The organism is Rhodospirillales bacterium (genome assembly GCA_023898805.1).
Lineage (GTDB): Bacteria > Pseudomonadota > Alphaproteobacteria > Micavibrionales > UBA1664 > UBA6145.
The window spans coordinates 1,680,157-1,704,290 of record CP060260.1; the positions used below are offsets into that span (position 1 = coordinate 1,680,157).

Genomic DNA, 24,134 nt, shown 5'->3' on the forward strand with positions numbered 1-24,134 from the left:
CGCGCGCGACCAGCGCACCGGTGGGTTTACCTTCAGGGTCGTCGAAATAGGTGATGGATTTGGTATCAGGCAGTACCGCGACGCCCGGGCATTCCTTGGGCGCGTCGGCGGGGGCGGGGCCGGGCTTGACGATCTGGGCGGTGTCGGCGGTTACGGTGTCCGTCGCGGCAGCCGAAACCGAATCCGGTGCGGTTTCGGGCGCAGGCGTTTGCGGCACGGCGGCTTCGGTGGTTTGCGCGACAGGGGCAGGGGCGGACTCGCCCATCATCGCGGATATTTCCTTTTGTTCCTGCGTTGACGGCGCGACCGGTGCGGCGGCCTCCGCCGCCGGCGTGGTATCGTGGGCCGCCGGCGTTCCGGCGTCCTTATGCAGCATGGAACAGGCGGAAAGCGCGATCGCGGCGCAGGAAACGAACAGAATGGAAAAATGACGCATGGATCAACCTTCCAATGGATATGGGGCCAAAAAAGACGGGGCGACCTATACGAATCGCCCATGGCAATTACCAAGAGTCTGCCTTATGTTGCGCGCATGGACAAGACGCCGCTTACGATAAAGCTGGCCGCGCCGCGTGGTTTTTGCGCGGGGGTCGACCGCGCGATCCAGATCGTCGAACGCGCGCTTGAACGCTTCGGCGCGCCGGTCTATGTCCGCCATGAAATCGTCCATAACCGCTATGTCGTCGATGCATTAAGGGCCAAGGGCGCGGTCTTTATCGAGGAACTGGACGAGATTCCAGAAAATCATGCCGAGCGCCCGGTGGTGTTCTCCGCCCATGGCGCCCCGCGCGCAGTGCATGACGAGGCGCGCCGACGCAACATGTTCGCGATCGATGCGACCTGCCCGCTGGTGACCAAGGTTCATTACGAAACGCAGCGTCATGATGCGCAGGGGCGCCAGATCGTACTGGTGGGGCACGCGGGCCACCCTGAAGTGTCTGGCACGATGGGCCAACTGCCGCCGGGCGCGGTGCTTCTGGTCGAAAGTGTGGAAGACGTGGCCCGTCTTGCGGTCAGGGATCCGGGCAATCTGGCCTACGCCACGCAAACGACGCTTTCAGTTGACGACACTGCGCAGGTGGTCGAGGCATTGAAGGTACGATTTCCCGGTATCGTAGGGCCGGGGCGCGAGGATATCTGTTACGCCACCACCAACCGGCAGGAGGCGGTCAAGGCCATCGCCCCTCATGTCGATGCGCTTTTGGTGATTGGCGCGCCCAATTCCTCGAATTCCAACCGGTTGGTGGAGGTCGCGCGCAATTATGGCTGTCCGCGTGCGCGGCTGATCCAGCGTGCCGCCGACATCGACTGGGCGTGGCTGGCCGCTGTCCGCACGCTCGGCCTGACTGCGGGCGCCTCCGCCCCCGACGTGCTGGTTGACGAGGTGGTCGAAGCTTTCCGCGCGCGTTTCGCCGTGACGCTGGAAACCGTCACGATCCGTGAGGAAAACGTTACCTTCCGCCTTCCGCGCGCGCTCGAAGTCGCCTAGCCTTAGGCCATGGCAGTTTACACCCCCGTTGATGCATCCGCCGTGCGCGCCTTCATCCAAGGGCACGGCGTTGGCGAATACCGCGACCATCAGGGCATCACGCAGGGCGTCGAAAACACCAATTATCATCTGTTCACCGATGCTGGACGCTATGTTCTGACCCTTTTTGAAAAGCGGGTGAATCCGGAAAACCTGCCCTTCATCTTTTCCTTCATAAGCCATCTTGCCCGCGCGGGCGTCCCGGTACCTGAATGCATGGGGTCGCCGGGCGTGCTGGCGGGCAAACCCGCAGCGATCATCACCTTTCTGGATGGGCGTGACATCGCGCTTGAGGACGTGACGCCAGGCCATGCCGCACAGGTCGGCGCGGCACTGGCGCGCATGCATCTGGCGGCGCGGGATTTCGCGCCAGCGCGGATCAATCCGGTGGGCGTGCCCGAATGGCGTGCTCTGTTCGATGCGGTGCGGGAAGCCGCCGACCCGGCCTTGTTTGAACTGGCGCAAACAGCCCTGGACGAAGCCGCGTCGCTTGCATGGGGTGCGCTGCCGTCCGGTGCGGTCCATGCTGATTTGTTCGTCGACAATGTGTTTTTTGATTCGACGGGGACACTCTCGGGTGTGATCGACTTCGGCTTCGCTTGCACCGCGCCCTATGCCTACGATCTTGCGATCACACTCAACGCCTGGTGTTACGACCGGCGGGGCAAGGCAAGGGTGGATTGCGTCGCCGCGATGCTGGCCGCGTACCGCGCGTTGCGCCCGCTGGATGCGGATGAACGTGCGGCCTTTCCGGCGCTGCGCCGCGCCGCCGCGCTGCGCTTTCTGGCAACGCGCTTGTATGACTGGACCTTCACGCCGCCGGGTGCGGATGTCGTGCGCAAGGATCCTGACGAATACGCAGCCAAGCTCAAGGCAGATTTCCAATGGCCGTGACCCTGTTCACCGACGGCGCCTGTTCGGGCAATCCCGGCCCCGGCGGCTGGGCTGCGCTGCTGCGTTATGGTGCGGCGGAAAAGCTGCTTTCGGGCGGCGAGGCGGCGACCACCAACAACCGCATGGAATTGACCGCGGTGATCGTGGGGCTAGAGGCTTTGAAAAAGCCGATGCGGGTCACGGTCTATACCGACAGCCGATACGTCATGGATGGAATCACGAAATATATGCCCGGCTGGGTCGCGCGCGGCTGGCGCACCGCCGATAGGCGAGAGGTCAAGAATCAGGACCTCTGGCAACGACTCAACGCCGCGCTTGTACCGCATGAAGTACGCTGGGAATGGGTCAAGGGTCATGCGGGCCACCCCGAAAACGAACGTGTTGATGAAGCCGCGCGCGCAGCGATTCCAAAGGCTTGAAAATATTCATCCACAGGCCTGTCGGGCCGAAACGCACGGATTCAGATTCCATTAATCTTTATGGGCGGACCATGGTGGCAAGGGACGTCATACAGACGCCCCGCCAGCCAAAGGGGTTAATCATGACCGGAATCGTCTTAACGCCCGCCCGTCGTACGCAAATCCGCATCATCCTGCCCTGCTTGCCCGAAAGCGCCGGGCCGGTTGAACGCGACATCTATATGGGGTTCATCCGTGCCCTGCGCGAAGGCCCGTCGCGCAGGATGGAGGTACGGATTCTGACCGCAATTCACCGTGCCGCCGATGCAACCGACAATTCCGACGCCTATGTCAGCCGGGTGCTGGTCGATCTGGGCTTGATGGCGCCGCGCCTTGCTTTTCCCGGCGATTTTCTCGACCATGTCGATGCGAATCTCTATCGTCTGCGGCCTTTGGCCAGCCCGCCGCCCGGCTACATCGCGCTACAGGCCCATTGGCAGGCGATCGGTGACGAAATGGCGCCTGAAGTCGGATCGGCGCGCACGGCCCATCGCGCCATTGGCGAGGTTGTAACGCCTCCCGGTCGTTGCTGAATATCCGGCGGCGCATAAGAACTTTTATTTGCCTGAATCTGTGATAGGTTTGAACGGATTATCCGCCAATTTTCCTATGGGTATAGGAAGATCACGAGATGCCGTACAAATTCGACAAACTCAGCATACTGGTCGTCGAGGACAATCAGGCCATGCTTGAGGTGGTGACCAACACCCTTAAACTGATCGGCGTGGGCCAGGTTTATCAGGCCCGCAATGGCGAGCAGGGGTATCAGGTTTTCACCCGCGAACGTCCCGACGTCATCATCACGGATTGGGAAATGGACCCGGTGGACGGCCTTGAAATGGTCAAATGGATCCGCCGCAACACATCCAGCCCCAAACGTAACGTGCCGGTGATTGTGATGACCGGTTATGCGGCCTCGGTCCGGGTGGCGGTCGCGCGCGATAAAGGTATCACCGAATTTCTGGTCAAGCCGTTCACCGCCAACGAACTGGCGCGCCGCATCGCCTATGTCATCGACCATCCGCGCGATTTTGTCGAAACGCAGGAATTTTTCGGCCCCGACCGCCGCCGCCGTCGAAGCGAATATAACGGCCCCGACCGCCGGCAGGAGGATGACGACTGACCATGTCTAAAAAGGAAAAATACGGTTACCGCGAAACCTTTCCGCGTTTTTATCGTGCCGATTTCGAGCTACAGCAGAAAGTCGGCACCGGCGCGCTGGACGCCGATTCGGTCGCCAAGGCGCAGCAATATCTCGACAGCGTGTCGGTCGATGTCGCGCCCCAAATCCGCGAAATGCTGACCGCGATGCAGACGGCAATGGCCGAAGCCCGCAAGCTTTCCTACGATCGCGAGGAATTTTTGCCCGCGATCAGCAAGCCGCTGATGGACATCAAATCGATATCCGGCATGTTCCATGAAATGATGGTCTGCCGCGTCGCGGCCTTTGTGCTGACCTTTATCGAGGACGTGCGGAAACTCGATATCGACGTGCTTGATATTCTCGACGCTTTCGTCCGGGTCGCACGCACGCTTCTGGATATGAAGATCCGCGACGAAACCAACGAACACGGCCAAAGCTTTCTGGCCGAGATTCGTGCCGCTTGTAAGCGTTACTACGACAAGCAGGCCGCGGCCAAAGGCGGCTGACACGCCGGAGTCTGAAAACGACGGTAAGACGGTTTCTTCCTTGCCTTCATTGCAATGACCAAACGCGAAGGGGCTCTCCGCAGTTAAAAACGGGGGCCTTTAATCGTTGAAATGCATCGGCCCGTCCATGATCGGGCGCATGCGCCGGTCTGGCCGGACATACATGGGCGGTTGCTGACCCTGCGGCAGAGGCTGCGCCGGGGCCGTCGCGTCATCGCCGCCGAAGATGCGGCTGAACACGCCGCCCAACCCCTGACTCATCAGCGCCGAACCCAGCGACATTTCATACGGATCGGCATTGGTCAGTGCGGCGATGGGGTGGCCTTCCTGCGCGGCCTGCATGATCTGGCGGAAAATGTCGGCGGGGGCGTTGCCGCCGTATTGTTTGCGCATCGGCGTGTTGTCGTCGTTGCCCACCCACACGGCAGCGACCGCGACGCTGGAAAATCCGTCGAACCACGTGTCGCGGTAATCCTGCGACGTGCCGGTTTTGCCTGCGACCGGAAAGCCGGGAAAGGCGCGCCCGCCGGTGCCGCGATAGACGACTTCCTGCATCATCGCGATCAACCGGTTGCAGGAATCGGGGTCTAGCACGGCGGGCTCGGGCTTGGCTTCATGGCGGTATAAAATGTCGTTGCCCGACCCACGGATCGAGATGATGCCGTAAGGCGGGGTGAATGTGCCGTCATTCGCAATCGTGGCGTAGGCTCCGGCCATTTCAAGGACGTTTACCTCGGACGTGCCCAGCGCGATGCTGTAATTATGCACCAATTCGCTGGTGATGCCTGCGCGTCGAGCGGTATCGATGATGGCGTCCACCCCGACCTTGGAAGCCAGATTGACCGTCGCGGCGTTGAGCGAAAGCGCGATGGCCGATGTCAGCGGCACGTCGCCGTAATACCTGCCGTCGTGGTTGGCGGGGGCATAGCCGTTCAGGTTGATCGGTGCGTCGGTGATCGGGTCGCCCGGACGCCAGCCGCGCTCCAGCGCGGCCAGATATACGAACGGCTTGAACGACGATCCCGGCTGGCGCATCGCCTGCGTCGCGCGGTTGAACTGCGAATCCTTGTAATTGCGTCCGCCGATCATCGACAAAATCGCCCCATCGCGGGCCAGCATGACCAGCGCGGCCTGCGGTATTTTCTTGGCGTCCTTGAAGAACAGGTCCAGCGAGTTGCCGATCGCCGCCTGCGAGGCTTTTTGCAAGCGCGGGTTCAGCGTGGTGACGATGGTCAGATCCGCGCCCGAAATGCCGATCAGCTCGTTCGCGCGGTCCAGCACCCAGTCGGCGAAGTACCGGCTGCCGTCGTTGGTGTCGCGCAGATTGATCGGCTTGCGCGGTGGCGGTACCGGGCGTCCGTCTTGCTCGACGCTGCTTTCTTCCTTGTCCTGTTCCAGGAACCCGGCTTCCTGCATCGCGTCCAGCACCATGTTCATGCGCGCCATGGCCTTGTCTGGATTGTTGTCGGGCGCAAGCCGCGTCGGTGCTTTCAAAAGGCCGGCCAGCATTGCCGCCTCCTCCAGCGTCAGGCGGTCGGCGGGTTTGTCGAAATAGACATGCGCGGCGGCGTCGATGCCGTAAGCGCCGGACCCGAAATACACGCGGTTGAGATAGGCGGAAAGAATCTCGTTCTTGGAATATTTGGTTTCCAGCCAGATCGCGAGGATCGCCTCCTGAATCTTGCGCTTGAGTGTCCGGTCGGGTTTCAAAAACAGGTTTTTGGCCAGTTGCTGGGTGATCGTCGATCCGCCCTGTATGACGTGGCCGTAGCGGAAATTGGTATAGGCCGCGCGCACAAGTCCGATCGGGTCGATGCCGAAATGGTAGCGGAATCGCCGGTCCTCGATCGCCAGCACCGCGTTGCCGACATAAGGCGGCAGGTCTTGCACCCGCACGCGCACGCCCGCGCTTTCACCGTAATTGGCCAAAACTGTTTGTCCGTCTTCGGCCAGAATCAGGACCGAACGTTTGCGCTCGAAATTCGATTTTTTGGTCAGTTCGATCAGATCCTTGCCGTACCACAGCACGACACCGGCCATCGCGATGCCACCCCAGATCGCCAGCACGAACAGCCATTTAAGCAGGCGCATGAAAATGCTCCCGCGCGGTGCGTCAAAATCGTCAATGCGGGAACGTCTGGCCATGCAGGCTTAACATGCTAGATTGGGCTGGAAATACAAGTGTTTTCATACGCCTATGGAACAAAGGACAAGACAATGCCCGCACTGCGCATACCCGCCTCACGCCTTGCCGTAACGTTGGGAATGGCCGGGCTGGTGCCTTTCGTCGTTCTGGCATCCTGTCTGTGGTTTGTGGCGCCTGAATGGCAACCCGTTTTTGCCCGCGCGCTGGCGGGATGGGCGGCGCTGGTGCTGGCGTTTTCGGGTGCGGTGCACTGGGGCGCGGCCCTGTATGAGGGCGAGGGGCCGGAAAATGGCTGGCGGTATCTTTACGGCGTCTGCCCGGCGCTGCTTGCGTGGGTGGCGCTGCTGCTGCCGGTGCCGCAGGCGTTGTTCCTGATCTTTTGGGGCTATGTCGCGGCCTTCGTCGTCGATCGCCGCGTCTGGCCGGGGCACGACTGGTACGTCATTCTGCGCGCGGCCCTGACCATCCTTGCCTCCGCCTGCCTGTTCGCGGGCTACAAGGCGCTACAATAACAGCGGCAAAATAAACGGCAGGCCGATGATCGCCGCGATGGTGCTGATCAACACCAGCAGGGCGCAATCCTTGACATACGATCCCACCGTGGCGGCATAGGCGGGCAGGTTGGCGGCCACCGGCACAAGCGAAAGCACGATCAGCAGATGATCGGTCTGGGAATCGAACCAGTGCAAAAGATGCGCGTCCAGCCACCCGAACCCAAGCGCGGCGCACGGCCAGAACACGAACCGCCCCAGCACGGTGACGCCAAGCAGCCGGGGGTTGAGCGTGAAGCCCGGCTGCTGTGCCAGCGCGAGGCCCGCGATCATCATGCCCACGACGGCGTAGGCGCCCTTGGTCATGCCCCAGAGCTTTAAAAACCACGCGGGCAGCGCGACATCGAAGCCCGATAAAACAAGCCCCGCCGCCAGCGCATAGATCAGCGGCAGGCGGGCGACCCGCACGAACGCCGCGCGCGGCGTGGTGGTGCCGCGCACGATGAAATAATATCCGATCGTGGTCTCGAAAATCGAAACCCCCAGATTGGCCAGAAAATACACCCCCGCTGCCTTGTCACCGAACAGCGCCAGCACGATGGGCAGGCCGAAATACCCGGTATTGCCAGACCCGCACGCCACGGGCAGAAGGTAACGCTGCCCCGCATCGGTCAGCGCGATGCGCCCCACCGCCATGGAAACGCCGGCCACCAGAGCGGCCAGAAAAAAGGTGACGAAAGGCAAAAGGGCAAGCTGCGGCGTGAAATGCATTTGCGCCGCCGCGCCCAGACCGACCAGTGGCGTGATGCCGTAAATCGCGATGATCGGCACCGATTTCATGTCGGTCGGCTGGTATTTGCCCGCCATGAATCCCACCGCGATCAAGATCGCAAGGGGAATACAGGTTTCGAACAGCAAGCCGGTCATCGCCTCCGCCTCATCGCATCAATAGCGTGGCCAGACCAAGGAAGGTGAAAAATCCGACCACGTCGGTGACGGTGGTCAGGAACACGGCGGAGGCCAGTGCCGGATCAATCCGCATTTTTTGCAGCGCCAGCGGAATCATGATGCCGAACAACCCCGCCGCCACCAGATTGATGGTCATCGCAAGCCCGATGACCACGCCCAGAAGCGGGTTGGAAAACCACCACGCGGCGATGATGCCGGTGATCAGGGCGAACGCCGTGCCGTTCAGGAATCCAACCGCCGTTTCCTTGAAGATCATTCGCGCCATGTTGGTGCGTGAAAGCTCCCTCATTGCCAGCGCGCGCACGGCAACGGTCAACGTCTGGGTCCCGGCGTTGCCGCCCATGCCCGCGACGATCGGCATCAACACCGCCAGCGCCACGATTTTCTGAAGCGTGCCCTCGAACAACCCGACCACGCTGGAGGCGAGGAACGCGGTCCCCAGATTGATCGCAAGCCACCAGAACCGCGATACGGCCGTGGGCACCAGCGGGCGGTGCATGTCGCTTTCGCCCACGCCACCCAGACGCAGGATGTCTTCCTGCGCTTCCTCGGTAATGACGCTGACCACGTCGTCGACGGTGATCACCCCGATGATCCGGTTGTTCGCATCGACCACGGGGGCGGACGACAACTCCTCGCGCTGGAACAGGCGCGCCACGTCCTCCTGGTCTGTTTCGGCGGGAATCGGGTGGATGGCGTCAAGCGCCAGATCCTCGATCTTCACCGCCCGGCGCGAACGCAGGATGCGGTCCAGCGGAATTTCCCCGACCACGTGGTACAAAGGGTCGATGACGAAAACGACCGAAAAGTTTTCGGGCAGATCGTCCTCCGGTGCCTCGCGCAGGTAATCGATGGTCTTTCCCACCGTCCAGAAACGCGGGATGGCAACAAAGTCGCGCCCCATCAGACGTCCGGCGGAATCGTCGGGATAGGCAAGGCTTTCTTCGACCGCCTCGCGGTCCACGGCCGAAAGCTTGCGCAAAATTTCTTTTTGTACGCGCGGCGAAAGATCCTCGATCAGATGCACCGCGTCGTCGGTTTCAAGGGTCGAAATCAGTTGCGCGACGCGTCCCGGCGCCATTTCCTCCAGCGTCTGGCGCGCCAGTTCGGGCGCAAGCCATGAAAACACCTCGGCGTCGAAGACGTGCGGGAACCGGTCAATCAGGAAGGCGCGGTCCTGCGGCCCGATCTTGGCCAGAAGGTCGGCGCGGTCCGCGGGGCCCAACACCTCAAGAAACACGCGCACATCGTCGTCGCGCCCATCGTCGAGCGCGGTCAGGATGCTGGCGATGGCTTCGTCCGAAAGCGACGCGTCAAGGACGACTTCGTTCTCGACGGGCGGGGTTTGCCGGTCTTCGCTGACGGACGACTCCACGGTGCGTGTGTCGTCCGGTTCCATTCGCCCTCTTTATACGCAAAGGCGCGAAGAATGCGAGTGATTTAACGGGTGGTCCTTACCCCAGGTCCGCGGCGACGGCATTGATCGTTTTGCGCGCCTCGGCCTCGTCGGCCATGACCTGAGCGCTCACCGCCGCCATCACCGACACGTTGACCAGCCCGCGCGGAGTCGCCGCCGAGGTGACGATATGCACCGGCCGCGCGATGCCCAGAAGGAACGGACCCACCGGTACGCCCTCGGTCAGCACCTTGACCGCGTTATAGGTGATGTTCGCGGCCTCGACGGTCGGAAAGACCAGCAGGTTGGCAGCGCCCTTCATCGGCGAATTGGGCATCACGATCCGGCGCACGTCTTCAGAAAGCGCGGCATCGGCGTGCATCTCGCCCTCGACCTCCAGCTCCGGCGCGCGCATGCGCAAATCCTGCACCGCCATGCGCATCTTGATCGCCGACGGGTGGTTATGCGTCCCGAAATTGGAATGCGACACCAGCGCGGCCTTGGGTTCGACGCCGAAACGGCGCATTTCCTCGGCGGCCAGCAGGGTCATTTCCGTGATCTGGGAAATCGACGGGTTTGGATTGACGTGCGTGTCGCAGAAAAAGACGATTCCTTTGCCCGTAATCAAACCGACGCAAGCCGCGGCGGTTTCGACTCCGGATCTCAGGCCGATAATGTCCTGCACGTAACGCATGTGTTCGTGGTACTGGCCGATGACGCCGCAGATCATGGCGTCGGCTTCGCCGCGATGGACCATCAGTGCGGCGATGACGGTGGGGTTGGTGCGCACCGTCAGCTTGGCGACGTCGGGCGTCACGCCCTTGCGCTCCATGATCTGGTGGTACAGCGTCCAGTAATCGCGGTAACGCGGATCGTCCTCGGGGTCGACCAGGTCGAAATCGCGCCCGGCCTGCATCCGCAGGCGCAGCTTTTTCAACCGCATTGCCACGACCTTTTCCCGCCCGATCAGGATCGGACGCGCCAGCTTGTCGTCGATCAGGGTCTGCGCGGCCTGCAATACGCGGTCTTCCTCGCCCTCGGCATAGATGATTTTTTTCTGCACCGCCTTGGAACGGGAAAACAGCGGCCGCATCAGCATGTTGGACCGGTAAGTATGCTGCGTCAGCCGGTCGCGGTACGCATCCCAATCCTTGATCGGACGCGCGGCCACGCCGGAATCCATCGCGGCCTTGGCGACGGCCATCGGCACCGTCACGATCAGGCGGGGGTCGAACGGCTTGGGGATCAGGTATTCGGGGCCGAAGCTCAGGTTTTCGTCGCCATAGATCGCGGTGACCTCGTGCGTCGCTTCCTCCATCGCAAGATCCGCGATGGCCTTGACGCAGGCGACCTTCATCTCCTCGTTGATCGCGGTCGCGCCGACGTCCAGCGCGCCGCGGAACAGGAACGGGAAGCACAGGACGTTGTTCACCTGATTGGTGTAATCCGACCGGCCGGTGCACACGATCGCGTCGGGTTTCGCGGCGCGCACGTCTTCGGGCATGATTTCCGGGGTGGGGTTTGCCAGCGCCATCACCAGCGGCGCCGCCGCCATCGATTGCACCATGTCCTTGTTCAGGACGCCGGGGCCCGACAGGCCAAGGAACACGTCCGCGCCCGCGATCGCGTCCTTCAGGGTGCGGGCGTTGGTGTCGATCGCATAGGCTTCCTTGTATTTGTCCATCCCTTCCTTGCGACCTTTATAGATGACGCCGGTCTTGTCGGTGACGGTGATGTTGTCGCGCGGCAGGCCCAGTTGCACCAGCATGTTCAGGCACGCAAGGGCGCTGGCCCCCGCGCCGGAGGCGACAAGCCGGATTTCCGACATGCTGCGCCCGGACCAGCGGATCCAGTTTGTGAACGCGGCGCCGACGATGATCGCGGTGCCGTGCTGGTCGTCGTGGAAGACGGGGATTTTCATGCGCTCGCGCAGGCGGCGCTCGATCTCGAAACACTCAGGCGCCTTGAAATCCTCAAGGTTGATGCCGCCGAAGGTCGGCTCAAGGCTGGCGATGATCTCGACGCATTTATCGACGTCGGTTTCGTCGATCTCGATGTCGTAGGAATCGATGTCCGCGAATTTCTTGAACAGGGCCGACTTGCCCTCCATCACCGGCTTGGACGCCAGCGCGCCGATATTGCCAAGCCCAAGGACGGCGGTGCCGTTGGATATGACGGCCACGATATTGCCGCGGCTGGTATAATCCAGCGCCTTAAGCGGGTTTTCGGCGATCGCCTCGCACGCCGCCGCAACGCCGGGCGAATAGGCCAGGCTCAGGTCGCGTTGCGTGGTCATCGGCTTGGTGACCTTGATCGCAAGTTTACCGGGGGTCGGTTTCAAATGGTATTCAAAGGCGGCGTCGCGCAGGGACTGGTCCATCGGTCATCCAAAAACGGGCAAGGGTGCAATGTCTGGGATGTAGTGATGGTGCGGTCGAGAAGACTCGAACTTCCACGGGTTGCCCCACAGCGACCTCAACGCTGCGCGTCTACCATTCCGCCACGACCGCATTATCACTACGGATTGCCGCGAGGTCTAGCAAATCCGCCTGAACGTGGCAATACGCATACACGGTGCGCCGCACCAAGGAAAGCGGAAAATGGCTTTAGGGCGCTTTGGGTACTTCGGGCGCGCATTCGTGCAGCCTGAACGCGGTGCCGATCATGGCGCGCAGTCTGTCGGCAAGGGCGGATTGATGGCCGTTGATGGCATCGTTCAATTCGTTCAGCCATCCCCGGAACCCCAGCAATATCTTCCGGCCATGAACGGTGCTGAACCGTGCCGTCACTTCGGGGACTGTCCCGCTGCGAATATCGATATAGGTTCGCGCCAACTGGCACCCCATCAGCAGGTAACAGATCTGGCCATACGCCCTCAATTGATCAAAGGCTTCGCGCATCTCTGCCGTGCCTTTGGCGCTCATCGCTTTCTCGACATCCTTGGCCGTTTCATACCCGGCCTGGATGGCGGTCATACCGCGCGTGTCTGGCGTAATGATGGCGCGCAATTTTTCGTCCAGCCGCCGGTCTTGCAGGCTGATGACCGCGGCACAGCGCAGATCATCGGTGATGTCGTCCGCGCCAAGCAGATAGGGCTGTGGATTGGTGCGCAGCAGGTTCAGATGCCTGCGCAAGGGGGTTGCGAACGCGGCCATGATGGCATTCTGTTGCGCCTGCGTGCCGGGTTTGCAGATCGCCACACGCGGATGCACGGCGCAATACGCGTCCATCAGGGCTAGCAGCCCCGGCGAGCGGTCGGGCGCCACGCCCATTTCCCTAAGGGCGAACAGGCCGGCGGAAAAACCGTTGTCTTGCGCGTAGCAGGCAAAATGCGGGGCAGGGAAGCGCGGAGGTGTCATGACCGCCGACAGTATATTGTCATAACGATAAAAGCAAATTTTACCGCAGGGGCTGGGAAAACCATGGAAAAGAAGGTGAAACGTGGTTTGCCTAGACTTTTGGCTTAAGGGTGACGACCTTTTCGCCAGCCCCCGCCACCGCCTCAGCGCCCGGATGCAGCCGTTCATCCAGTTCGCTCATGCGCCGGTGGAATTCCTGCGCAAGCGCGCTCTCGCGCCCGGTCAGGCGTGCGCGCAGCCAGCGCAGCCTGATCATGTCGTAATCATGCGCTTTTGGCGCGGCAGGCGCGGCTTTTGCGCCGAACAGCGGCGTGACCTTGCCGCCCTGCGCGTCCTGCGGAGTGCTGGGTACATGCGACGAATCGGCCAGCGCCCGCGCGATTTGCGCTTCGGGCAGGGGACGAATGGCCATGACGGCCAGCAATTCGACCATCATCCGCACCTCTTGCGGCTGGTCGTGCATCTTTTTCCAATCCCCTCTGTCGCTGAAAATCCTGTCGGCGCACAGGCTTAAGATCCATGGGTGTTCCAAGGGATGTTCACGCGGGCGCACGTTCTCAAGGAAAAAAGGAACCTCCCCGATGGTATGCGGTGTTGTCAGCGTCAGGGACGGCATCGCCGCCATGCAGTAAAAATCCTGGCTGATGTCGCGGGCGGACGGGAAATACGGCGTGCAAAACGCATGCGCCAGAGCCCATGTATCCTCGATACTCTTGAGCCTTGCCCCTGCGCTGGGTAGAACATGCTGATAACGGATCAGAGATCCGCTGATAAGGTAATGCAGTTCAGGGGCCTGTCCGCGCGTAAGCCCTGCTTTTAACAGCGCGGACTCGACCATGGTTTCAATGGCGTCTTTGGAAAGCGGCATGCAAACTTTTTGCATAAGAAGAAGCGATCCTGCAAGGGTTGAATGGAAATCCGGCACCGCGCCGGTAGATTACGCCGATGCGCTGGCCTTTATGGAGGGGCGCGTTGCCGCCATTGCTGCCGGTGATGCGCCGGAATGCGTCTGGCTGCTGGAACACCCGCCGCTGTATACGGCGGGCACCTCGGCCAAGGCCGCCGACCTTTTGGATGCCCGCTTTCCTGTCCATGAAACGGGCAGGGGCGGGGAATACACCTATCACGGGCCGGGCCAGCGCGTGGCCTATGCGATGCTCAACTTGCGCGCCCGCCAGCCCGAACCGGATCTGAAGAAATACATCTGGCAGTTGGAGGAATGGATTATCCGCACGCTGGCGACCTTCGGCGTGACCGGCGAACGCCGCCCCGGCCGCGTGGGGATATGGGTGGTGCACCCGCGCGCCGGGTTGGTGGGCGGCGGCGCGCAAACCAAAACGCGCGCCGGGTTGGCGGGCGGCGGCGCGCGAATCAAAGAATCCAAAATCGCCGCCATCGGCGTGCGCGTGCGCCACTGGGTGACGTTTCACGGCATATCCATCAACAATACGACCGACCTTTCGCATTATGCGGGCATCGTGCCCTGCGGCATCAGCGAACACGGGGTGACCTCGCTGGCGGCCCTGGACAAAAACGTTTCGATGGATGATCTGGACGCCGCCTTGAAAGAATCTTTTGAAGCCGTGTTCGAGTTGCGCTAAATCAGGCACATGCATGATTTAAAAGACATCCGCGCCAATCCCGAAACCTTTGATTCTGCGATGGCGCGCCGCGCCTTGCCCGCGCAATCGCCCGCGATTCTGGCGCTTGATGAAAAGCGCCGCGCCGCCCAGACAGCGTTGCAGGAACTGCAATCGCAACGCAACGAGAAATCGAAACTGATCGGCCAGTTGAAGGCGAAAAAGGAAAACGCCGACGCGGCGATGGCCGAGGTCGCGGCGCTGAAGGACAAAATGACCGCGCTGGAGGGGGAGGAAAAGGAAATCGGCGACAAGCTCACCGATCTGCTTTCCCGCCTGCCGAACATCCTTGCCGACGACGTGCCGGACGGTCGGGACGAAGACAGCAACGTCGAAATCCGCCGCGTCGGGACGCCCGCCAAAACCGGGCCGGGCCACCCGGACCATGTCGCGATCGGCGAGGCGCTGGGCCAGATGGATTTCGATGTCGCGGCCAAACTTTCCGGCGCGCGCTTCGTGTTGATGCATTCGGGTTTGGCGCGGCTTGAACGCGCGCTGGCGCAATTCATGCTCGACACCCACACGGCCGAACACGGCTATACCGAAGTTTCCCCGCCGCTTCTGGTCAAATCCGAAACCATGTACGGCACCGGGCAACTGCCCAAATTCGGCGAGGATCTGTTCCAGACCACGCGCGGTGACTGGCTGATCCCGACCGCCGAAGTCAGTCTGACCAACATGGTCGCGGATATGATCGTCGAGGAATCCACACTGCCGCGCCGCTATACGGCGCATACGCCGTGCTTCCGGTCGGAAGCCGGGGCGGCGGGCAAGGACACCAAGGGCATGATCCGCCAGCACCAGTTCTATAAGGTCGAAATGGTGTCTATCACCCGGCCCGAGGATTCGGTGGCCGAGCACGAGCGCATGACCAAATGCGCCGAAAGCGTCCTGACCAGACTTGGTTTGCCTTTCCGCACCATCGTCCTGTGTTCGGGCGATACCGGCTTTGGCGCGCGCAAAACCTATGACATCGAGGTCTGGCTGCCGGGGCAGGACCGTTACCGCGAAATCTCCTCCTGCTCGAATTGCGGGGATTTTCAGGCCCGCCGCATGAAGGCGCGCACCAAGCGTCCGGGCGAAAAGGACACCTGCTTTGTCCACACCCTCAACGGGTCGGGCGTGGCGGTCGGCCGCGCTTTAATCGCGGTGCTGGAAAACTACTGGGACCCCGCCCGCGATGCGGTGGTGGTTCCTGAAGTCCTGCGCCCCTATATGGGCGGCCTGACCGAGATCGCGAAGAACCAGTCTTAAATCCTTAATTCCAAAACACTTGTATCGGCCCCTTGTTCGGATCAGAATAAAGGGGTCGATTCGCTCTTATACAACTTCAAGAAAATCCATGAACGCATTGCAAGCAAACAAAATTCGGCTGATCATGCATTTGCGTCGCCATGGCATTGCCGATACGCAGGTATTGGCCGCGATCGAACGCGTCCCGCGTGAGGAATTCGTCCCCGAACTGTTTTTCGATCAGGCATACGAGGACCGGGCCCTGCCCATCGGTCTGGGCCAGACCATTTCCCAGCCGCTGGTCGTCGCCACCATGTCGCAGGCGCTCGAACTCAACGACCGGATGAAGGTTCTGGAAATCGGCACCGGTTCGGGGTATCAGGCCGCCATTCTTTCCCGGCTTGTGCGCCGCGTCTATTCGATGGAGCGGCACAAACCCCTGCTCGACATCGCGGAACAGCGTTTCCGCGCCATGAACATCCGCAACATCACCTGTGTGGTCGGCGACGGCATGAAGGGCTGGCCGGTGCAGGCGCCCTTCGACCGCATCATCGTCACCGCCGGCGCGCACGGGCAAGCGCCGAACGACCTGCTTTTTCAACTTTCGATCGGCGGCATCATGGTCGTGCCCGTGGGGCCGGACGGCACCGCCCAGACCTTGGTCAAATATACCCGCGTTTCCGACACCGAATTCACCAGTCAGGAATTGATGCCGGTGCGTTTCGTTCCCCTTTTGCCCGACGTGGCCGCGGAATCGATGGATCTGGAGCCGGACATCAACAAGCTTCTGGCCTGGGCCTGATACCGGCCAAAATTATCCATAATTATTGACGCGTTATGTGTGTGGCTGCTAAACACGGGCTATGTCACGCCTCAGGCCAACGCACCAGAAACCATGGAAAAATCGCCCGCCCGCAGAACAGGCGATGATCACGGGCGTGCCCGCTTTGGCCGCGCTCGCCATGGGTGGGATGTTGACGCAGCTTTTCAATCCTTTGGCGCTGGGGGCCGGGGTCATAGGCGGTCTGGCGGCGGTGTTCCGTCATTACGCCGCGCCTTTCGCGAAATCCAAAAACAAGATCATTGATCGATACACGGCGGCGGATGAAATCAGGCTGTTGGATGAAACCGTGCCGGATCAGGCGGCGGCGCTGGCCGTTTTTCACGAAACAGAAGGGCTTTTCGATGATCCATCAAGGCGTCTGACACCGTATCTGGCATCCCCGGGATTAACTTTAGCATTGGTGGCTGGCTGCACGCTGGACGATCTGGCAATACGCGCATTGGTTGACGATAACCCGGAAGATCAGATGGAAAAGCTGATGGATGGCGTCAATCGTGCGCGCGAGTATTTTTTTGCAACGGCGGAAAATGCTTTGCTGACCACGCCGCAGGCGCTTTCGCGTTTTGCGGACAAGCCGGAACAGTTGCGTTTTATCTATGCGCATGAACGTGCGCACAGGGAAACGGGCGACCCCGAATCCATATCAAGGAAAGTCCTGATTTTGGGTCTTGCTGGCTTCCAGCCCCTGCTTTACGCGACAGCGGCGTTGATGGCCTTGAATGGCATATGGATGTCAAGCGCGCCCACGGTGCCCGTGCCCGGCTTTTTGATGCCATTCAACGGGAACGGGTATGTGCTGGGGCCGTTGGCCGCGCTTCTGGGCACGGCTGCCGCCGCGCCGCTTGTGGGGTTGGCGATAACCTATGCCGATCGCAAAACGGAATACCGTGCCGACCGCAACGGATTGTACAAAACCGGCGATCTGGACGCGGCCGTGGGGTTCATGGATGGGATCAGCGCGATCGAATCCATGTCGGAATCGCCGCCGACCGCATCCGGACGCCTGAAGGCGCTTTGGGACGAGCATCCGTCATGGGCGCAAAGAATCGCCCGCATGCGCGGTATCTGGCCCGAAATACAGCAAGCAAGGCGTCTGGCTGGCATTCAGGCACCCGAACGGCCCGCGCCCCGCGCGCCGTGACCGGCGCATTTTGGCGAACGCCTTGCCTTTGCCCCGATCGTCTTTATAGTACCCGGCGAATTGCAAACCGGAGCATGAAGATATGTTGATTACCCAAGCTTTCGCACAGGATGCCGCCCCTGCAACGGTCGCGCCCGCTTCCGCTGCCGCCGATGCCGCCGCGACACCGGGCATGGGCGATACGTTCCTGACCAATATGGGCCTGATCGCTCTGATGTTCGTGCTGTTTTACGTGCTGCTGATCCGTCCCCAGCAAAAGCGCATGAAACAGCAACAGACGATGCTTGGCGCCCTCAAGGTCGGTGACCGCGTGGTCACCGGTGGCGGGCTGGTCGGTAATATCAGCCGTCTGGTTTCGGACGCGGAGGTCGAGGTCGATCTCGGCGGCACCAAGGTCACGGCTCTGCGCTATACGCTTTCCGTGCGCGGGTCCGAAACGGTCCCTGACGCGCCCGCGAAATAACCCCGGGGTCGCGTACACGTCATGATCCGCATCCCGCTTTGGAAGGTCGCTCTGATCCTGCTGGTTTGCCTGGCGGGCTTTATCTATGCCGCGCCCAATCTGATGACCCGCGCGCAGGCCGATGCCTGGGCGGCGAAGGTTCCGTCCTTCGTGCCTTCGCGCACCGTCAATCTCGGTCTGGATTTGCAGGGTGGTTCGTACCTGATGCTGCAGGTCGGACTCGACGACGCGATTCACGATCAGGCCGACAACGCGATGCAGGCCGCGCGCAGCGAGCTGCGCACGCGCAAGATCGGCTATTCCAGCCTGCGTGTCACGCCAACGGGCTTTGTCGTGGTGCTGCGCAACCCGACCGACACCGACGCGGCCCGTTCGGCCTTCCGCAAGGCCGACCCGGAACTTGACCTTACCGACGACGGGCACGGCACCATCACGGCTGTTTTCAGCGAGGCGAAACTCAAGGCGATCAAGGACCACGCGATCGAACAGTCGATCGAAATCGTCCGCCGCCGCGTCGATGAAACCGGTACGCGCGAACCATCCATCGCCCGCGAGGGCGAGGACCGGATTGTGGTCCAGCTGCCGGGTCTGGGCGATCCCGAACACGTCAAGAATCTGTTGGGCAAGACCGCGAAACTGGGCTTTCAACTGGTCGATTCCGACGCGGCGATGACCGGCAAACCGGGTCTGGGCGATGTCATGCTGCCGATGCAGGAATATCCGGGTCAGTCCCTGCCGGTGCAAAAGAACGCGATGATCACCGGCGACATGCTGGTCAACGCCCAGCCCAGCTTCAACCAGAACGGCCAGCCGGTGGTGACGTTCCAGTTGAACACGCTGGGCGCGAAACGTTTTTGCGATGTGACGACCCAGAACGTCGGCAAGCCCTTTGCCATCGTGCTCGACAACGTCGTCATCTCGGCCCCCCGCATCAACGAACCGATCTGCGGCGGATCCGGCCAGATTTCCGGGTCTTTCACGGTCCAGACATCAAGCGATCTTGCCTTGCTTCTGCGTGCGGGCGCGCTGCCCGCGCCGCTCAAGATCGTGGAGGAACGCACCGTCGGCCCGACGCTGGGTTCGGATTCTGTCGCGGCGGGCAAAAAGGCCTGCGTCATGGCACTGGTTTTCGTGATCGTTTTCGCCTGCACGGTCTATGGCCTGTTCGGGGTCTTCGCTTCGCTGGCGCTGCTGATGAACATGGTGCTGTTGATCGCGGTGATGTCGATGCTTCAGGCGACGCTGACCCTGCCGGGCATCGCGGGTATCGTGCTGGCCATCGGCCTTGCGGTCGACGGCAACGTGCTGGTCTTTGAACGCATCAAGGAGGAACTGCGCGCCGGGCGCTCGATCCTTGCCGCTGTCGATACGGGTTATGAACGCGCCAAGACCACGATCATCGATTCCAACCTGACCGCGCTGATTTCGGCGCTGATTCTGTTTTCCTTCGGCACCGGGCCGATCAAGGGCTTCGCGGTCACCACGTCGATCGGCGTGGGAACCGCCTATTTCGCCTCGATGATGCTCACCCGCCTGATGGTGGTGGGCTTCCTGCGCTGGAAGAAACCGAAAGCGATTGCCGTATGATCATCAAGCTGTTCCCGCTGGTCCCCCACGACACGAAGATCGATTTCTTCGGCCACCGCTTTTACGCGTTTTTCGCCTCGCTGGTGATTATCGGCGGGTCGATTCTCTGTTTGAGCATCAAGGGCCTGAATTTCGGCATCGATTTCACCGGCGGCACGGTGATGGAGATCGCGACCCCCGTCGACCCCGACATGGCGCAGCTGCGCGAACAGCTTTCCGGTCTGGATATAGGCGAGGTGCCGATTCAGGAACTCGGCAACAAACGCTCGCTGATGCTGCGCTTCGGCGAACAACCCGGCGGGCCGGATGCGCAAAAGGACGCGACCGACAAGATCCGCGCGCTGCTGGATCAGGATTTCGGTGCGGGCAAGGTCGATTACCGCCGTGCCGATTTCGTCGGGCCGCAGGTGGGCGCGGAACTCAAGATGGACGGGCTCAAGGCCGTGGTCATGGCGCTCGTGTGCATCTTTTCGTATATCTGGCTGCGCTTTAACTGGCAGTACGGCATCGGGGCGATGTTGGCGCTGATCCACGACGTGGTCGGGATTCTGGGGCTGTTTTCGCTTACCCAGATGCCGTTCGATCTTTCGACGCTTTCGGCGATTTTGCTGGTCGCGGGCTATTCGATCAACGAAACCGTGATCATTTTCGACCGCGTGCGCGAAACCTTGCGCAAATACCGTAAAATGCCGATGCGCGACGTGATCAATTTCTCGATCAACTCGACCCTGCCGCGCACGATCATGACATCGGGTTCGACCCTGCTTGCGCTGCTTGCGCTGTGGCTGTTCGGCGGGCTGGTAATCCGCGCCTTCGTGTCGGCGCTGTTCATTGGCATCCTGATCGGGACGCACTCGTCCTACTTCGTTTCGACGCCGTCGCTTTATTATCTCAAGCTGCGTGCGACACCCGAAGACAAACAGAACTGAAATTTACCGGGGCCGATACCCAAGGCGGCAGCCGGGCGTGGCGGCCTTGATGCTGTTGAAATCGAAATCCAGTTGTGGAATGCGGCGGGCGAGGGCGGAAACGCCGGGATCGATGGCGCAGCCATGCATGGCCTGAATGCCGTCCTGAATCTTGAAATTCGCGGCCTCGGCGAAAATCCCGGTCAGGGCCGCGCCAACGGCAAGCCCGGCACGTAAAATGGTACGGCGTGTAACCATGTAAAAATAATATGAAAAATAATGATGAAAGTCAAGATTTCCAGCGCCGGTGCATCCACAACCACTGTTCCGGCGTAGCGCGGATCCAGCGTTCCAGAAATCCGTGCATCTCGCGCACCACCGTTTCGGTTTCACGGCCTGCGACCGCGATCGGCGGCTCAAGCGAAAACACGAAATGACAGCCCTTCGTGCGTGCGATATGTCCCGGCACCAGCGGGCAGCCGGTCTTGCGCGCCAACTCGACAAAGGCGGTGCTGGTCATGGCGGGGCGGCCAAAAAAGGGCACCTCGATGCCGGTGTTCATTTTCTGGTCGATCAGCATCCCGACCGACTCTCCGCCTTCCAGCGCGCGCAAAATCTCGGCCAGTCCCTTGCGATGCTTGCCGAAGGATTTCAACCGCCCGCCAAAGCCGCGCAGCCGTACGATCAATCGGTCGACCAGCGGGTTGTTGGGCGCGCGATAGGCCGAATGCATGGTGATGCCCTGACCCAGCAGCAGGGCGGGCGGCATGACTTCCCAATTGCCGATATGCCCGCTGACGAATAAAACCGTGCGCCCACGCAAAGCCTCGAATACCTCTAGGTTTAAATAAGTGACGCGGCTGCGCGCGATGGTTTCCAGATGCGGGTATTCCGCGATCACCCGCCCGAAATGCCGCCATATGCCGCCCACGCACGCTTTGACCTGCGCCGGCGTCCATTCAGGGAATGCGCGTTCGATATTGGCGCGCGCGGTGCGCGAAATGCCCATGCGCGGCCCGATCGCGCCCAGAATGACCGCCCCCATGCCCGACGCGGCATCGACCGGCAACACGGCGCATACCCCCAAAAAGCCGCGCAACAGCGCGTATTCAAGGACGTGGCGCATCACGGCACCAAAAGGCGGACCAGATCCGCCATGGCGTCGATGACCACCCGCACTTTTAAGGTCGAAACCCGATCGCGCCATGCCAGCGGAATGCGCACATGGTCCTTTTCGGTGGTTACGAGCTGCGCGCCGTGCTGCGCGGCCAGCCGCTCCAGGCGTTGCATGTCCGATTCCGAATACGGGTGATGGTCGGGAAAGGGGATGCAGGCGGCCAGTTCGGCAAGGCCGCCGCGCAACGTGTCGAAAAATTTATCCGGCCGTCCGATTCCGGCGAATGCCAGATACCGTGCCTGCGGCAGGGCACCGGCCTCGATCCGTCCCATAAATACGGGCAAATCCCCAAGCCGTGCGCGCAGGCCCGTCTTGTCCGGTCCGATGATGACGGCGGCGTGCGCGCGTTCCAGCGCCGCCGCAAGCGATTCCCGCAATGGTCCCGCCGGAATGCAGCGCCCGTTGCCGATGCCCACCGCCCCGTCGAAGACCAATACGCCCGCAGTCTTGGCGAAAGACGGGTTCTGGTATCCGTCATCTGCGATGACCAGATCGAAACCAGCGCTTTCCGTCAGTTTCAATCCCGCGACCCGGTCGGCGGCAACCACCACAGGTGCATGGCGTGCCAGCAAAACCGACTCGTCCCCGTGTCGCGTGCTCTCGGGCATCGCAGCCAGGGTTGCGGTGCGCGCTTCGCCGCCGTACCCACGCGTCAGGAAACAGGGGTTGCGTACCTTGCCGCCTTCCATCAACGCCTGCATCAGGGCGATTGCCGTAGGCGTTTTGCCCGCGCCGCCGATCGTGACATTGCCCAGGCAGATCACCGGAATTCGCGCGGCATAGGTATTGGCATGGCGTTGCCGCCGCGCCGCCGCCATGCACCACAGCCAGCCCAAAGGCGCCAGAATGCGCGCGGGTATGCCGCCATTCGCGTCATACCAGAAACGCGGTGCGCACAGCGGCATCATGATGCGATCCCCGCGCTGGTCAGTGTGCGTCGCAGGTGCAGGACCACGCGCCCCAGCACGCCGTTTTGATCGGCCATGAAGCTTTGCGCCGTGCGGCCCATCGACGCCGCGCGCGTGTCGTCCTCCAACAGGCGTTGCAAGACTCCGGCCAGCTCGCCCGCGCTTTCGATGCGGATTGCGGCACGCGATTGGCGTAGATCCTCGGCGATTTCGGCAAAATTCCACATATGCGGACCGAAGACGACGGCACAGCCAAGTTGCGCGGGTTCGATCGGGTTATGCCCGCCGCCCGGTGTGGTGATCAGCGAATTGCCCAGAAACACGATCCGCGCCAGACGGTAAAACAACCCCGGTTCGCCCAGCGTATCTGCCAGATAAACCTGCATGTCCATGTACGGTGGCTCGGCCAGCGAGCGTTGCGCGACCCGGAACCCCTCGCGCTCCAGCATCGTACGAATCTGTGGCCCGCGCGAGGGATGGCGCGGCATGATAATGCCCAGAAGATCGGGATGCGCGGCATTCAGCGTGCGCAGGACGTGGGCGCAGATTTCTTCCTCGCCCTCATGCGTGCTGGCGAACAGGATGACGGGCCGGTTCGCGACCTGCGCGCGCAGGGTTTCCAGTGCCGCCGGGTCATAGGGCAGGGGCGCGCCTGAATATTTCATGTTTCCCGCGACCACGACGTTTTGCGCGCCCAGCGTCCGCAGCCGCACGGCGTCGGCCTCGCTCTGCGCCAGACATACGTCGAACAACGATAATACATGCGCGATCGTGCGCGGAACCCGCGACCAGCGCCGCGCGCTGCGCTCCGACATCCGCCCGTTGACCATCATGACCCCGGCCCGGCGCGCATGCAGGGCATCCAGCGTGTTGGGCCACAATTCCGATTCCACCCATACCGCCGCCGCCGGCTGCCAGTGTTCAAGGAACCGCATGACCCATGCGGGATGATCGAAAGGCGCGTATTGGTGCAGGATGCGCGGATGGTTCATGTCCCGCACCAGCCGCGCGGCGGTGACGGTGACCGTGGTGATCAGGCAGGTCAAATCGGCGTTGCGCTCCAGAATCAGCCGCGCGAGCGGCAGCACCGAGCGCATTTCTCCGATACTGGCGGCATGGATCCATAAAACCTTACCCGCAGGCCGGGGCAGGGTGGCGTTCCCATAGCGTTCGACGGCATGACCGCGCTCCTCATGCCTACGCGCCAGCCGTGCCAAAACCACAAGGCGTAAAAGCCAGCCGCAATGCCCGATCACTGTCCGGTAGACGCGCAGAATCATGACCATCTTTAAACGGCGCTCCGCATGGTTTGTCAAACCCACGTTAGGAAAAATGGCCGGCG

At 61.7% G+C, this 24,134-nt stretch carries 24 protein-coding genes and 1 tRNA gene; 14 read left to right on the plus strand and 11 right to left on the minus strand.

Features of this window, described 5'->3' with window-relative positions; genetic code table 11:
* Nucleotides 1-532 precede the first annotated feature (532 nt).
* From ispH to H6866_08270, 6 genes are all read left to right on the plus strand, one after another.
* Nucleotides 533-1,489: a 4-hydroxy-3-methylbut-2-enyl diphosphate reductase gene (gene ispH / locus H6866_08245; protein ID USO08639.1), complete on the plus strand. Its 957-nt coding sequence runs from the start codon at nucleotides 533-535 to the stop codon at nucleotides 1,487-1,489.
* A 9-nt stretch (nucleotides 1,490-1,498) separates the two neighbouring features.
* Nucleotides 1,499-2,422 (plus strand): homoserine kinase, encoded by a 924-nt coding sequence (locus tag H6866_08250; GenBank protein ID USO07396.1) that lies wholly within the window; start codon nucleotides 1,499-1,501, stop codon nucleotides 2,420-2,422.
* The gene (gene rnhA, locus H6866_08255; GenBank protein USO07397.1) at nucleotides 2,413-2,841 is read left to right on the plus strand and encodes a ribonuclease HI; all 429 of its coding nucleotides are present in this window, start codon (nucleotides 2,413-2,415) and stop codon (nucleotides 2,839-2,841) included. The genes H6866_08250 and rnhA overlap by 10 nt, the downstream gene beginning before the upstream one ends.
* A 122-nt stretch (nucleotides 2,842-2,963) precedes the next feature.
* A complete protein-coding gene (locus H6866_08260) occupies nucleotides 2,964-3,413 on the plus strand; it encodes a hypothetical protein (protein USO07398.1) in 450 nt (149 codons plus the stop codon).
* A 98-nt stretch (nucleotides 3,414-3,511) separates the two neighbouring features.
* Nucleotides 3,512-4,003 carry a response regulator gene (locus H6866_08265; protein ID USO07399.1) on the plus strand — a complete coding sequence of 164 codons (492 nt, stop codon included), beginning with the start codon at nucleotides 3,512-3,514 and terminating at the stop codon, nucleotides 4,001-4,003.
* A 2-nt stretch (nucleotides 4,004-4,005) separates the two neighbouring features.
* Entirely contained in the window at nucleotides 4,006-4,530 is a 525-nt protein-coding gene (locus H6866_08270; GenBank protein USO07400.1) for a hypothetical protein, read from the plus strand.
* A gap of 99 nt (nucleotides 4,531-4,629) precedes the next feature.
* Here the strand turns inward: H6866_08270 and H6866_08275 are convergent, their stop codons facing one another.
* Complete coding sequence (locus tag H6866_08275; protein USO07401.1) at nucleotides 4,630-6,675, minus strand: PBP1A family penicillin-binding protein; 2,046 nt, start codon at nucleotides 6,673-6,675, stop codon at nucleotides 4,630-4,632.
* A 72-nt stretch (nucleotides 6,676-6,747) separates the two neighbouring features.
* Here H6866_08275 and H6866_08280 point away from each other — a divergent pair, with 72 nt between their 5' ends.
* A complete protein-coding gene (locus H6866_08280) occupies nucleotides 6,748-7,188 on the plus strand; it encodes a DUF3429 domain-containing protein (protein USO07402.1) in 441 nt (146 codons plus the stop codon).
* Here H6866_08280 and H6866_08285 read toward each other — a convergent pair.
* From H6866_08285 to H6866_08310, 6 genes are all read right to left on the minus strand, one after another.
* Complete coding sequence (locus H6866_08285) at nucleotides 7,180-8,094, minus strand: hypothetical protein (GenBank protein USO07403.1); 915 nt, start codon at nucleotides 8,092-8,094, stop codon at nucleotides 7,180-7,182. The two genes, H6866_08280 and H6866_08285, sit on opposite strands and share 9 nt — an antisense overlap.
* A gap of 10 nt (nucleotides 8,095-8,104) precedes the next feature.
* Nucleotides 8,105-9,535 (minus strand): magnesium transporter, encoded by a 1,431-nt coding sequence (gene mgtE, locus H6866_08290; GenBank protein ID USO07404.1) that lies wholly within the window; start codon nucleotides 9,533-9,535, stop codon nucleotides 8,105-8,107.
* A gap of 55 nt (nucleotides 9,536-9,590) precedes the next feature.
* Complete coding sequence (locus H6866_08295) at nucleotides 9,591-11,912, minus strand: NADP-dependent malic enzyme (protein ID USO07405.1); 2,322 nt, start codon at nucleotides 11,910-11,912, stop codon at nucleotides 9,591-9,593.
* Between the two features lie 46 nt (nucleotides 11,913-11,958).
* A tRNA-Leu gene (locus tag H6866_08300) sits at nucleotides 11,959-12,042 on the minus strand.
* A 96-nt stretch (nucleotides 12,043-12,138) separates the two neighbouring features.
* Entirely contained in the window at nucleotides 12,139-12,891 is a 753-nt protein-coding gene (locus H6866_08305; GenBank protein ID USO07406.1) for a hypothetical protein, read from the minus strand.
* Nucleotides 12,892-12,982: 91 nt separating this feature from the next.
* Nucleotides 12,983-13,759: a hypothetical protein gene (locus tag H6866_08310; GenBank protein USO07407.1), complete on the minus strand. Its 777-nt coding sequence runs from the start codon at nucleotides 13,757-13,759 to the stop codon at nucleotides 12,983-12,985.
* Here H6866_08310 and lipB point away from each other — a divergent pair.
* From lipB to secF, 7 genes are all read left to right on the plus strand, one after another.
* The gene (lipB, locus tag H6866_08315; protein ID USO08640.1) at nucleotides 13,737-14,492 is read left to right on the plus strand and encodes a lipoyl(octanoyl) transferase LipB; all 756 of its coding nucleotides are present in this window, start codon (nucleotides 13,737-13,739) and stop codon (nucleotides 14,490-14,492) included. The genes H6866_08310 and lipB overlap by 23 nt on opposite strands.
* A gap of 9 nt (nucleotides 14,493-14,501) precedes the next feature.
* On the plus strand, nucleotides 14,502-15,785 hold the full coding sequence (serS, locus tag H6866_08320) for a serine--tRNA ligase (protein USO07408.1): 1,284 nt from the start codon (nucleotides 14,502-14,504) through the stop codon (nucleotides 15,783-15,785).
* Between the two features lie 88 nt (nucleotides 15,786-15,873).
* Nucleotides 15,874-16,566, plus strand: coding sequence for a protein-L-isoaspartate(D-aspartate) O-methyltransferase (locus H6866_08325; protein USO07409.1), 693 nt, complete (start codon nucleotides 15,874-15,876; stop codon nucleotides 16,564-16,566).
* A 61-nt stretch (nucleotides 16,567-16,627) separates the two neighbouring features.
* Nucleotides 16,628-17,749 (plus strand): M48 family metalloprotease, encoded by a 1,122-nt coding sequence (locus H6866_08330; GenBank protein ID USO07410.1) that lies wholly within the window; start codon nucleotides 16,628-16,630, stop codon nucleotides 17,747-17,749.
* Between the two features lie 82 nt (nucleotides 17,750-17,831).
* The gene (yajC, locus tag H6866_08335; GenBank protein USO07411.1) at nucleotides 17,832-18,212 is read left to right on the plus strand and encodes a preprotein translocase subunit YajC; all 381 of its coding nucleotides are present in this window, start codon (nucleotides 17,832-17,834) and stop codon (nucleotides 18,210-18,212) included.
* A gap of 21 nt (nucleotides 18,213-18,233) precedes the next feature.
* Complete coding sequence (secD, locus tag H6866_08340) at nucleotides 18,234-19,799, plus strand: protein translocase subunit SecD (GenBank protein USO07412.1); 1,566 nt, start codon at nucleotides 18,234-18,236, stop codon at nucleotides 19,797-19,799.
* Complete coding sequence (gene secF / locus H6866_08345; GenBank protein ID USO07413.1) at nucleotides 19,796-20,728, plus strand: protein translocase subunit SecF; 933 nt, start codon at nucleotides 19,796-19,798, stop codon at nucleotides 20,726-20,728. The genes secD and secF overlap by 4 nt, the downstream gene beginning before the upstream one ends.
* Before the next feature lie 3 nt (nucleotides 20,729-20,731).
* Here the strand turns inward: secF and H6866_08350 are convergent, their stop codons facing one another.
* From H6866_08350 to H6866_08365, 4 genes are read right to left on the minus strand one after another with little or no spacing between them, the layout of a single operon-like run.
* Nucleotides 20,732-20,965 carry a hypothetical protein gene (locus H6866_08350; protein ID USO07414.1) on the minus strand — a complete coding sequence of 78 codons (234 nt, stop codon included), beginning with the start codon at nucleotides 20,963-20,965 and terminating at the stop codon, nucleotides 20,732-20,734.
* A 31-nt stretch (nucleotides 20,966-20,996) separates the two neighbouring features.
* Nucleotides 20,997-21,833, minus strand: a complete 837-nt coding sequence (locus tag H6866_08355) for a lysophospholipid acyltransferase family protein (protein ID USO07415.1) — start codon at nucleotides 21,831-21,833, stop codon at nucleotides 20,997-20,999.
* Nucleotides 21,833-22,792: a tetraacyldisaccharide 4'-kinase gene (gene lpxK / locus H6866_08360; GenBank protein ID USO07416.1), complete on the minus strand. Its 960-nt coding sequence runs from the start codon at nucleotides 22,790-22,792 to the stop codon at nucleotides 21,833-21,835. The genes H6866_08355 and lpxK overlap by 1 nt, the downstream gene beginning before the upstream one ends.
* The gene (locus tag H6866_08365) at nucleotides 22,789-24,072 is read right to left on the minus strand and encodes a 3-deoxy-D-manno-octulosonic acid transferase (protein USO07417.1); all 1,284 of its coding nucleotides are present in this window, start codon (nucleotides 24,070-24,072) and stop codon (nucleotides 22,789-22,791) included. The genes lpxK and H6866_08365 overlap by 4 nt, the downstream gene beginning before the upstream one ends.
* Between the last annotated feature and the right edge of the window lie 62 nt (nucleotides 24,073-24,134).

Coding starts and splice junctions, on each gene's coding strand:
- ispH (USO08639.1), top strand. CDS start 533: ATGGACAAGACGCCGCTTACGATAAAGCTGGCCGCGCCGCGTGGTTTT.
- H6866_08250 (USO07396.1), top strand. CDS start 1,499: ATGGCAGTTTACACCCCCGTTGATGCATCCGCCGTGCGCGCCTTCATC.
- rnhA (USO07397.1), top strand. CDS start 2,413: ATGGCCGTGACCCTGTTCACCGACGGCGCCTGTTCGGGCAATCCCGGC.
- H6866_08260 (USO07398.1), top strand. CDS start 2,964: ATGACCGGAATCGTCTTAACGCCCGCCCGTCGTACGCAAATCCGCATC.
- H6866_08265 (USO07399.1), top strand. CDS start 3,512: ATGCCGTACAAATTCGACAAACTCAGCATACTGGTCGTCGAGGACAAT.
- H6866_08270 (USO07400.1), top strand. CDS start 4,006: ATGTCTAAAAAGGAAAAATACGGTTACCGCGAAACCTTTCCGCGTTTT.
- H6866_08275 (USO07401.1), bottom strand. CDS start 6,675: ATGGCCAGACGTTCCCGCATTGACGATTTTGACGCACCGCGCGGGAGC.
- H6866_08280 (USO07402.1), top strand. CDS start 6,748: ATGCCCGCACTGCGCATACCCGCCTCACGCCTTGCCGTAACGTTGGGA.
- H6866_08285 (USO07403.1), bottom strand. CDS start 8,094: ATGACCGGCTTGCTGTTCGAAACCTGTATTCCCCTTGCGATCTTGATC.
- mgtE (USO07404.1), bottom strand. CDS start 9,535: ATGGAACCGGACGACACACGCACCGTGGAGTCGTCCGTCAGCGAAGAC.
- H6866_08295 (USO07405.1), bottom strand. CDS start 11,912: ATGGACCAGTCCCTGCGCGACGCCGCCTTTGAATACCATTTGAAACCG.
- H6866_08305 (USO07406.1), bottom strand. CDS start 12,891: ATGACACCTCCGCGCTTCCCTGCCCCGCATTTTGCCTGCTACGCGCAA.
- lipB (USO08640.1), top strand. CDS start 13,737: ATGGCGTCTTTGGAAAGCGGCATGCAAACTTTTTGCATAAGAAGAAGC.
- H6866_08310 (USO07407.1), bottom strand. CDS start 13,759: ATGCCGCTTTCCAAAGACGCCATTGAAACCATGGTCGAGTCCGCGCTG.
- serS (USO07408.1), top strand. CDS start 14,502: ATGCATGATTTAAAAGACATCCGCGCCAATCCCGAAACCTTTGATTCT.
- H6866_08325 (USO07409.1), top strand. CDS start 15,874: ATGAACGCATTGCAAGCAAACAAAATTCGGCTGATCATGCATTTGCGT.
- H6866_08330 (USO07410.1), top strand. CDS start 16,628: ATGTCACGCCTCAGGCCAACGCACCAGAAACCATGGAAAAATCGCCCG.
- yajC (USO07411.1), top strand. CDS start 17,832: ATGTTGATTACCCAAGCTTTCGCACAGGATGCCGCCCCTGCAACGGTC.
- secD (USO07412.1), top strand. CDS start 18,234: ATGATCCGCATCCCGCTTTGGAAGGTCGCTCTGATCCTGCTGGTTTGC.
- secF (USO07413.1), top strand. CDS start 19,796: ATGATCATCAAGCTGTTCCCGCTGGTCCCCCACGACACGAAGATCGAT.
- H6866_08350 (USO07414.1), bottom strand. CDS start 20,965: ATGGTTACACGCCGTACCATTTTACGTGCCGGGCTTGCCGTTGGCGCG.
- H6866_08355 (USO07415.1), bottom strand. CDS start 21,833: ATGCGCCACGTCCTTGAATACGCGCTGTTGCGCGGCTTTTTGGGGGTA.
- lpxK (USO07416.1), bottom strand. CDS start 22,792: ATGATGCCGCTGTGCGCACCGCGTTTCTGGTATGACGCGAATGGCGGC.
- H6866_08365 (USO07417.1), bottom strand. CDS start 24,072: ATGATTCTGCGCGTCTACCGGACAGTGATCGGGCATTGCGGCTGGCTT.